Consider the following 8871-nt stretch of genomic DNA (forward strand, 5'->3'; position numbering starts at 1 on the left):
CGCCGGCCGGCCGCGAGGCGCAGGCGCTGGGCCTGCTGGCCACCGGCACCACGCTGGCCATGGTGCTGGGCATTCCGCTCGGTCGCCTGGTGGGCGAGTGGTTGGGCTGGCGCGTGACCTTCCTGGGGATTGCCGGGCTGGCGCTGCTCACGGCGATCATCCTGGCGCGCACGCTGCCGCTGCTGCCGAGCCAGAACGCCGGTTCGCTGAAGAGCCTGCCGGTGATCTTCCAGCGCCCGGCGCTGGTGGTGGTGTACGTGCTCACCGTGCTGGTGGTGACCGCGCAGTTCACCGCCTACAGCTATATCGAGCCGTTCGCCCGTGAGGTCGGCGGCTTCATCGGCAACCAGATCACCCTGTTGCTGCTGCTGTTCGGCGGCGCCGGGCTGGTGGGCTCGGCGCTGTTCAGCCGCTACAGTCCGCGCTATTCGCGACCGTTTCTGCTCGGCGCCATCGGCGCCCTGGCGCTGTGCCTGCTGCTGCTCGAGCCGTTGTCGCAGAGCTTCGGCCCGCTGGGTGCGCTGTGCTTCTTCTGGGGCATCGCCATCCTGTGCTTCACCCTGGCGCTGCAGTCGCGCGTGCTGAAACTCGCCTCGGATGCCACCGACGTGGCCATGTCGCTGTTCTCCGGGCTGTACAACGTGGGCATCGGCGCCGGCGCGCTGCTGGGCAGCCTGGTCACCCGCCAGGTTGGGTTGGAAAGCATCGGTTGGGTCGGCGGCCTGCTGGCCCTCTGCGGGCTACTCATCTGCGCGGTAGCGATGCTGCGCATCGCCCCGCCCATGACCCCGGCGCAGGCGGGATAACCGTAGGGTGGTCAATGCGCAAGCATTGACCACCGTTTGCGCACCGAACCGGCAGCCATAACGGCGCCGGAACCCCGGGCCGCCGCCGGGCGCCCTGCTTCAGCGTCCCGGCTTGCTGCGGATGGTCTTGAGCAGGTCTTCCGGCGTGATGGAGGCCACCACCTGGCTGGCCGCGCTGCCCGGCTGCGGCAGGTTGAGGATGTGGCCCTTGATCTTGCCGATCACGTGCATTTCGCACGGCTTGCAGTCGAACTTCAGGGTCAGCACCTCGTCGCCGTGCACCAGCTGCATCGGCGCCACCTTGGTGCGTACGCCGGTCACGCCCTTGGCCTGCTTCGGGCACAGGTTGAAGGAGAAGCGCAGGCAGTGCTTGGTGATCATCACCGGCACCTCGCCGGTTTCCTCGTGGGCCTCGTAGGCCGCGTCGATCAGCTCCACGCCGAAACGCTTGTAGAAGGCACGGGCCTTGTCGTTGTAGACGTTGGCCAGGAAGGTCAGGTGCGATTCCGGGTACACCGGCGGCGGCACGGCCACCGGCTTGCGGAAGCCGCGCGGATGCTGCAGCACGCGGGCGGCGGTCAGTGCCTCCACGGTGTCACGGCGCAGGCCCTTGAGCTGCGAGGCGGGCACGAAGGGCACGAAGGGCGCGGCGATCTCCACGGCGTCGGCGTGGTAGATCGTGGTGCCCAACTGGCCGAGCAGATCGCGCAGCTGCTCCAGCGCCTGCTCCGGCTTGTTGGCCGCGCCGAACGGGCCTTCCAGGGTCTGGCTGACGCGCACGCCGTCCTCGCTGGTGGCGGTCAGCGTCAGGCGCTGCTCGCCCAGTTCGGCTTTCCACGACAGGCCGATGCGCCGCTCGGCGGAGGTCTTCTGCAGCGCCTGCTGCCAGTTGTGGTCCAGGTTGCGGCTCAGCGGATGGTGCGGGCGCAGCTGGCGCAGGGCCGCCGGTAGCTCGTTGGGCTCCACGCGGTACTGCCAGCGCGGCGCGCCGTCTTCTTCGAACTGCTGTTGCAGTTCCACCACGCTGGCGCGAAAACCCACCACCTCGCGCTTGACCAGCACGTTCAGCCCGTCGCCGTTGGACAGCGGCTCGTGGGTCACGGCCACGAAGTCCTGCTTGCCGACCTTGAGCACTTCGCCCACCGGCAGGCCGGTGAAGGTCGGCGAGTCGAAGGCGCCGATGTCTTCCTTGCGGTCGTTGACGAAGTAGTCGGTGCTGCCGCGGTGGAAGGTCTTGTCCGGGTCCGGCACGAAGAAGTGCTCGGTGCGGCCGCGGGAGGCGCGTTCCAGGTCCGGGCGCTCAAGGAGGATGTCGTCCAGGCGCTGGCGGTAATAGGCGGTGATGTTCTTCACGTAGCCCATGTCCTTGTAGCGGCCTTCGATCTTGAAGGAGCGCACGCCGGCCTCGACCAGCGCGCGCAGGTTGGCGCTCTGGTTGTTGTCCTTCATCGACAGCAGGTGCTTGTCGTAGGCCACCACGCGGCCCTGGTCGTCCTTCAGGGTGTAGGGCAGGCGGCAGGCCTGGGAGCAGTCGCCACGGTTGGCGCTGCGGCCCGTCTGCGCATGGGAGATGTAGCACTGCCCCGAGAAGGCCACGCACAGTGCGCCGTGGATGAAGAATTCCAGGGTGGTGTCCACCGCCGCGTGGATGGCGCGGATTTCCGTGAGGTTCAGCTCGCGGGCCAGCACCAGTTGGCTGAAGCCGGCGTCGCCGAGGAAGCGCGCCTTCTCCAGGGTGCGGATGTCGCACTGGGTGCTGGCGTGGATCTCGATGGGCGGAATGTCCAGCTCCATGATGCCCATGTCCTGGATGATCAGCGCGTCCACGCCGGCGTCGTACAGCTGGTGGATCAGCGCGCGGGCCGGCTCCAGCTCGTCGTCGTGCAGGATGGTGTTGAGGGTGACGAACACCCGCGCATGGAACAGGTGGGCGAACTCCACCAGCCGGGCGATCTCCTCGACGCTGTTCTCGGCATTGTGCCGCGCCCCGAAGCTCGGCCCGCCGATGTACACGGCATCCGCCCCGTGCAGGATCGCCTCGCGGGCGATGGCCGTGTCGCGGGCGGGACTGAGCAATTCGAGGTGGTGCTTGGGCAGGGACATGGCGATCAGGCTTCGGGGGCGAAAACGAAAGGGGCGCCATTGTAGCGGCAAATGGTCACGGGGCGGACGCTGCCCGATACTCCGGCACAGAACCTGTAGGGGCGGCGCCACCCCGAGCCCGTGGGAGTGAATTCATTCGCGAGCTTTCGGGGTTGCACCCTCACGGCGGGGCTACGAGGCTACCGGGCAAACGCCTCATCCAGCAGGTTGTTCATGGCCTGGAACGCCCGCTCGGCCACCAGAGGGTGGTACTCGTTGCGCCCCGGCACGTTGGCGTAGGGGTCGGTGAAGGAGTGCACGGCATTGCCGTAGCTGACCAGTTGCCAGTCCACGTCGGTCTTCTGCATGGACGCGACGAACTCATCCACCTGCTGCTTGGGCACCGCCGGGTCGTCGGCGCCGTGCAACACCAGCACGCTGCCCTGGATGTTGCCGTTGTCGGCGGGATTGGGCGTGTCGAGGTTGCCATGGAAGGACACGAAGGCCTTGAGCGGCGCGCCGCTGCGCGCCAGCTCGAGGATCGCTCCACCGCCGAAGCAGAAGCCGATGGCGCCCACCTGTTGCGTATTCACCTTGTCGGTGTGCTTGAGCAGCGCGTCCAGCGAAGCCTGGGCCCGCTTGCGCATCAGCGGGCGATCGCCACGCAGCGCGCCGGCCACCTTGCCCGCCTCCTCCGGGCCACTGGGGCGCACCTCCTTGCCATAGAGATCGGCGACGAACACCACGTACTTGTCGCTGGCGGCGCGCGCGGCCTTCTCGGCGGCGCGCTCGGTGGCGCCCAGCCAGTTGGGCACCATCAGCAGCCCGGGGCGTGGGGTGGTCACCGAATCGTCGTAGACCAGCAGGCCCTGATAGGGTTGGCCGTCGATCTGGTAGTCGATGCGTTCCACCTTGACCTCGGCGTGGGCCAGACCGATGGAGGAGACGAACAAGAGCGGCAACAAGGCGGTCTTCATGGCGGATCTCCGGTGCGGGAATGCTGAAACCCTAGCAGGGGTAGCGAGCGCTGAGCGCAAGCCGGGCTATGTTCAAGAGACCGTACTCCCGGAGGGGAAACTGGCCATGAGCAGGTTCGACATCGAAAGCTGGTGCAAGAAGAGTCCCACCGACAAGTCCGAGCCGATGGGGCAGATGAGTTTCCATATCAGCGAGAACGACCACCTCAACCTGGAGCAGGCCGAAGAGCGCCTGCAGAACAGCGGCGAACCGGAAGCCTGGGTGGACGTGGACATGACGTCCTTCCAGTTGGTCACGCCCCCCGAATGCGGGCCGTTGTCGGACTGCCGCCTGCGTGTCTACCTGCGCGAGGACGACCAGCGCGGCCAGTTCCACCTGGTCGGCCACCGCGCCAGCGACGGCAGCCTGGTGTACACCAACGCGATCATGGTCGACATGCTGATGGAATGAGGCCGCTGCGCTCAGTACCGGCCGGCCGGTGACGCAGGGAAGGCTGGCTCGCTGAGGTCGCGGTGCTTGATTCTGATCATGGGGCGCAGCCGCCGCGAGCGGCTAGGATGGCGGTGTCTGGGTGATAAATAGAAATTAGTAAATTGATATTCAAATATTATTAGTTTGTTTTGATTTAACCGGATCGACACACTAGCCAGGCCTGTCAGTCAGAAGGCCTGCGCTGCCGCATGGGCGTATCTGACCAGGGGTACCGGCCGCAGAGCCGGCCCGACGAGTCGTGCTGACAGGCTTCCCAGCGTGCATAGGACTCCCGGTAATGATCCCCGCAGACGATTCCTTTCCTTCCCCTTCCTACAACTACGCCGTCGTACGTCAATTCACCCTGATGACCCTGTTCTGGGGGGTGGTGGGCATGGCCATGGGCGTGGTCATCGCGGCCCAGCTGGTCTGGCCGGAGCTTAACCTCGGCCTGCCCTGGACCAGCTTCGGACGCATCCGGCCCATCCACACCAACCTGGTGATCTTTGCCTTCGGCGGCGGCGCGTTGTTCGCCACCTCCTTCTACGTGGTGCAACGTACCAGCCGGGCGCGGCTGGTCTCGGACGGCCTGGCCCGCTTCGTGTTCTGGGGCTGGCAGGCGGCCATTGTGGCCATGCTGATCAGCTATCCGCTCGGCTACACCACCTCCAAGGAATACGCCGAGATGGAATGGCCGATCGCCCTGTGGATCACGCTGGTGTGGATCGCCTACGCCTATCTGTTCTTCGGCACCATCGCCCGGCGCACCGTCAGTCACATCTACGTGGGCAACTGGTTCTACGGCGCCTTCATCGTGGTGACCGCCATGGTGCACATCGTCAACCACATCGCCACCCCGGTGAGCTGGCTGAAGTCCTACCCGGTGTATTCCGGCGCCACCGACGCAATGATCCAGTGGTGGTACGGCCACAGTGTGGTCGGCTTCATCCTTTCGGTGGGCTTCCTCGGCATGATGTATTACTTCGTGCCCAAGCAGGCCGAGCGGCCGATCTACTCCTACCGGCTGTCCATCGTGCACTTCTGGGCGATCATTTCGCTTTACATCTGGGCCGGCCCGCACCACCTGCACTACACCGCGCTGCCCGATTGGGCGCAGACCCTCGGCATGGTGATGTCGGTGATTCTGCTGGCGCCCAGCTGGGGCGGCATGATCAACGGCATGATGACCCTCTCCGGGGCCTGGCATAAACTGCGCGACGACCCGATCCTGCGCTTCCTGGTGGTATCGCTGGCGTTCTACGGCATGTCCACCTTCGAAGGCCCGATGATGGCGGTGAAGACGGTCAACTCGCTCTCCCACTACACCGACTGGACCGTCGGCCACGTGCACGCCGGCGCCCTCGGCTGGGTCGCGATGATCAGCATCGGCACGCTCTACCACATGATTCCCCGCCTGTGGGGGCGCGAGCGCATGTACAGCAGCCGGCTGATCAGCGCGCACTTCTGGCTGGCGACCATTGGCACCGTGCTGTACATCGCCTCGATGTGGGTGAACGGCATCACCCAGGGTCTGATGTGGCGCGCGGTGAACCAGGACGGCACGCTGACCTATTCGTTTGTCGAGGCGCTGGAAGCCAGCCACCCCGGCCTGATGATCCGCCTGTTCGGCGGCGCCATCTTCGCCAGCGGCATGTTGCTGATGGTCTGGAACAGCTGGCGCACCGTGCGCGCCGGTCAGGTGAACCCGTTACCCCTTGCCCTGGAGGCTCGTGCCTGATGATCTTCGTGCTTCTTTCCGTGCTGGTCGGCGGGCTGTGCCTGGCCGTGCTGCGCACCCCCGACGCCGACCTGCGCCAGGCCGCCCTGCAGCCCTTCGCCGACGATCCGCCGGCGGCGCGACAACTGGAACAGGAAACCGGCTTGCGCTGCGAGCGCGTGGTCGAGGTGCCGTTCGAAGACCCGCGACCTTTCCATCTGGAGGCCTGAGTTTTCCCCCACGTCCAGGGACGGACGCTCCCCTTCGCGCCGCATGCGGCGCGTTTTTTGTTCAGAGCAGCGGCGACCAGTCGCCCGACTCGCCGACAACGTCCCGCACGCAGTCGATGGCGCGGGCAACGGTTACCGAGCAGCGCTCGCGGGCGTAGATCAGGTAGACCGGGTAGGTGAACTCCGGCGCCAGCGGAACCCGTTCGAGCACGCCGCTCTCCAGGTAGCCCTGCACCACGCGGCTGCGAAAATAGCCGCTGCCGCCGGCTTCCAGCAGGAACTGCAGGGCCAGCGGGCCGAGGTCGAAGCTCAGCGACGGATGCGCGAGGTCATGCAGGGCCGCGTCGTGCCGGCGACGGAACTCATCGCCCCAGTCCACATACACGTAGGGCGCCGGTTGTCGCGGGTTGCGTACCTGGATGAGTTTTTCCTCCATCAGCAATTCGCTCTGCAGGCCCGGCCCGTACAGCGGCTGGTAGACCAGGACGGCATCCAGCCTGCCGTCCTCCAGCTCGCGCACCAGGCTCGCTCCGGCGCCACTGCGGCTATGCACCTCCAGCCCCGGCAGCGCCTGGCGCAGGGCGCAGACCCACTTGAGCATCAACGGAGCGCACAGGCTCGGCTCGCCGCCCAGGTGCAGCGTTTCGGCACGTTCGGCCGGCAGCGGCAACACCTGCTGCGCCTCGTCCCAGGCCTGCACCATGCGGCTGGCGAACTCCACGAACGCTTCGCCATCGGGCGTCAGCCGCGCACCGGAACGATTGCGCACGAACAGGCTGCAGTCGAGCTGGCTTTCCAGCGTCTGCACGCGCGCCGTCACCGCCGCCTGGGTCAGGTGCAGACGTTCCGCCGCGCCCACGAAACTGCCGCAGCGCACGATCTCCAGAAAGGTACGTGCCAGATCGACCGCCATACCGACCCCCGGCTTGAAATGAGGCGGCGAGTATACGCCCGCCGGGCCGCAGGCTTTCGCATCACACACCGTTGCAGGCAGTTGCGCCATTTCCCGTGAACTGTGTCACAGCGCTGGGCCCGGACGGCAGGCCGGCATTGAGCACAAAACAGCCATGAAGTCACAATGCCATCACTGAGGAAGTACTTGCCTGTTATGGAGAAATGATGAACGCAATCAAGACCTTGGGCTTAATGACCACCGGTGCCTTTGTGCTGGCCTGTGGCATTGCCCAAGCCGATGAAACGCCGCGCGTGTATGTAGGCGTGGGCTACTCGCACATGACGCTGGACGGGGGCACGGCCGACTACACGCTGCCCATCACGACCTTCCACGCGGGGGTCGAGATCGCGCCCAACCTGAGCGTCGAAGGCCGCTACGGCATCAACGCCGGGGATGACGAGCAGTACGACTCGGGCGTGCTGGTGACGTACGAAGTCAAGAGTTATTGGGCCGTCGTGCTCAAGGGCCGGGTGCCGGTCACCGACGCCTTCTCGTTCTACGGCATGGCCGGTGTGAACAGCCTGTCAGTCGACTTCCACGGGCAGAGCTTGGGCTGGCCGCTGTACACGCTCAGCGGCTCGGCCGAAGAAACCGGAACCACGCTGGGTGCCGGTGGCGAGCTGAGGCTGGGTGATTCGCTGGCGCTGACCGTCGAATACCAGCGGATGCATGAAGACGTCTCCGGCTACAACCTGGGACTGAACTACCGCTTCTAAGCGGGGTTCGATAGGCGTGCACCGGCGGCGGTCAGCCAGGCGCTGTCCGCCCCACCCACGCCGCGCGGCGGGCATCAATGCAAGCGTGTTGCCCGCCGTTCCTCCACATGCGCCTGCGCCTGGCGCGCCAGCTGATCCAGCAGGCGGTCGCGTTTGCGTTCGGCGTCGCCCATGGCGTCGCGGCCATGCTGCTTGAGCAGGTAGCTGTAGATCTGCCGCACCTCGGTGGACTGGAAGATCGGCTCAAGATCCTGCACCGCCAGCGTGCCAGGGCTGGCCTCGCGGCGGGTGTTGAGCACCACCTGCGGGCCGTGCGCGGCGATGGCCTGGAAACCCAGCGCTTCGAAGAACGGCGCCTTGCCGGCCACGCAGGCCACCTGCGCGTGGGGATAGCGGGCGATCATCTCCGCGACCAGCGCACTGCCGATGCCGTGCTTGCGGTGGCTGGCCTGCACCGCCAGGTACAGCAGCGCACAGGCCTGCGGGTCGTCCATATAGGGCAGGTACAGCGCGAAGCCCAGCACTCGCGCCGGGTCCTCATCGTCCAGTGCCAGCATGAGCTTCGGCTGGCCCGGCTGCGCGCCGTCCATGCGCTCCAGGTAGCGATGTACCTCGAAGCCCACCACGTACTGATAGAGCTGATACAGCGGATTGCTTGGCGTCAGCGACACCGGGCTGATATCGCTCAGGTAGTCCACCACCATCTGCAGCACCTGGGCTTTCAGGGACTCGGGCGGCGGGGTGTCCAGATGGGCGAGGGTGAACATGGGAAGACTCCGGGCTGACGCGGCGCGCCATTGTACCGATCCCGCCAGGAATGCGCGGAGGCGTGGGAGGATGCCGGCCCGGTGCGGGCCGCCAGAAGCTCGCGAATGAATTCGCTTGTATGTTTGTGCCTGTCGGGGATGAGGGACCA

9 protein-coding genes are annotated in these 8871 nt (G+C 66.2%); 5 read left to right on the plus strand and 4 right to left on the minus strand.

The annotated features are described in order from the left end of the window. The coding region (locus AS93_RS19565; protein ID WP_037009625.1) for an MFS transporter at positions 1–806 on the plus strand (806 nt) is incomplete at its 5' end. Positions 807–905: 99 nt separating this feature from the next. Here AS93_RS19565 and AS93_RS0115820 read toward each other — a convergent pair. Both AS93_RS0115820 and AS93_RS0115825 read right to left on the minus strand, forming a co-directional pair. Further along, complete coding sequence (locus AS93_RS0115820) at positions 906–2909, minus strand: U32 family peptidase (protein ID WP_027591516.1); 2004 nt, start codon at positions 2907–2909, stop codon at positions 906–908. 179 nt (positions 2910–3088) lie between these two features. Further along, positions 3089–3865, minus strand: a complete 777-nt coding sequence (locus AS93_RS0115825) for a dienelactone hydrolase family protein (protein WP_027591517.1) — start codon at positions 3863–3865, stop codon at positions 3089–3091. 106 nt (positions 3866–3971) lie between these two features. On the opposite strand from AS93_RS0115825, the gene AS93_RS0115830 reads away from it, so the two are divergent. The 3 genes from AS93_RS0115830 to AS93_RS0115840 all read left to right on the plus strand — a co-directional run bounded on the left by AS93_RS0115830 (position 3972) and on the right by AS93_RS0115840 (position 6284). Next, positions 3972–4316 carry a hypothetical protein gene (locus tag AS93_RS0115830; protein WP_027591518.1) on the plus strand — a complete coding sequence of 115 codons (345 nt, stop codon included), beginning with the start codon at positions 3972–3974 and terminating at the stop codon, positions 4314–4316. 319 nt (positions 4317–4635) lie between these two features. Next, a complete protein-coding gene (gene ccoN / locus AS93_RS0115835; RefSeq protein ID WP_051587509.1) occupies positions 4636–6075 on the plus strand; it encodes a cytochrome-c oxidase, cbb3-type subunit I in 1440 nt (479 codons plus the stop codon). Continuing rightward, positions 6075–6284 (plus strand): hypothetical protein, encoded by a 210-nt coding sequence (locus AS93_RS0115840; protein ID WP_037009630.1) that lies wholly within the window; start codon positions 6075–6077, stop codon positions 6282–6284. Before ccoN ends, AS93_RS0115840 begins: the two co-directional genes overlap by 1 nt. 61 nt (positions 6285–6345) lie before the next feature. On the opposite strand, the gene AS93_RS0115845 is transcribed toward AS93_RS0115840, so the two are convergent. Continuing rightward, a complete protein-coding gene (locus AS93_RS0115845) occupies positions 6346–7197 on the minus strand; it encodes a LysR family transcriptional regulator (protein ID WP_027591521.1) in 852 nt (283 codons plus the stop codon). Positions 7198–7403: 206 nt separating this feature from the next. Between AS93_RS0115845 and AS93_RS0115850 the strand changes: the two genes are divergently transcribed. Beyond that, complete coding sequence (locus AS93_RS0115850; protein WP_027591522.1) at positions 7404–7955, plus strand: porin family protein; 552 nt, start codon at positions 7404–7406, stop codon at positions 7953–7955. A gap of 74 nt (positions 7956–8029) precedes the next feature. Here AS93_RS0115850 and AS93_RS0115855 read toward each other — a convergent pair whose 3' ends face one another. Continuing rightward, positions 8030–8722 carry a GNAT family N-acetyltransferase gene (locus AS93_RS0115855; RefSeq protein ID WP_027591523.1) on the minus strand — a complete coding sequence of 231 codons (693 nt, stop codon included), beginning with the start codon at positions 8720–8722 and terminating at the stop codon, positions 8030–8032. Positions 8723–8871: the final 149 nt, after the last annotated feature.

Source organism: Pseudomonas sp. RL, from assembly GCF_000647775.1.
Classification (GTDB): Bacteria; Pseudomonadota; Gammaproteobacteria; order Pseudomonadales; family Pseudomonadaceae; genus Serpens; species Serpens flexibilis.

Excerpts from the sequence above, each read along its gene's own strand:
- AS93_RS0115820 (WP_027591516.1), bottom strand. The coding sequence starts at position 2,909 with ATGTCCCTGCCCAAGCACCACCTCGAATTGCTCAGTCCCGCCCGCGAC.
- AS93_RS0115825 (WP_027591517.1), bottom strand. The coding sequence starts at position 3,865 with ATGAAGACCGCCTTGTTGCCGCTCTTGTTCGTCTCCTCCATCGGTCTG.
- AS93_RS0115830 (WP_027591518.1), top strand. The coding sequence starts at position 3,972 with ATGAGCAGGTTCGACATCGAAAGCTGGTGCAAGAAGAGTCCCACCGAC.
- ccoN (WP_051587509.1), top strand. The coding sequence starts at position 4,636 with ATGATCCCCGCAGACGATTCCTTTCCTTCCCCTTCCTACAACTACGCC.
- AS93_RS0115840 (WP_037009630.1), top strand. The coding sequence starts at position 6,075 with ATGATCTTCGTGCTTCTTTCCGTGCTGGTCGGCGGGCTGTGCCTGGCC.
- AS93_RS0115845 (WP_027591521.1), bottom strand. The coding sequence starts at position 7,197 with ATGGCGGTCGATCTGGCACGTACCTTTCTGGAGATCGTGCGCTGCGGC.
- AS93_RS0115850 (WP_027591522.1), top strand. The coding sequence starts at position 7,404 with ATGAACGCAATCAAGACCTTGGGCTTAATGACCACCGGTGCCTTTGTG.
- AS93_RS0115855 (WP_027591523.1), bottom strand. The coding sequence starts at position 8,722 with ATGTTCACCCTCGCCCATCTGGACACCCCGCCGCCCGAGTCCCTGAAA.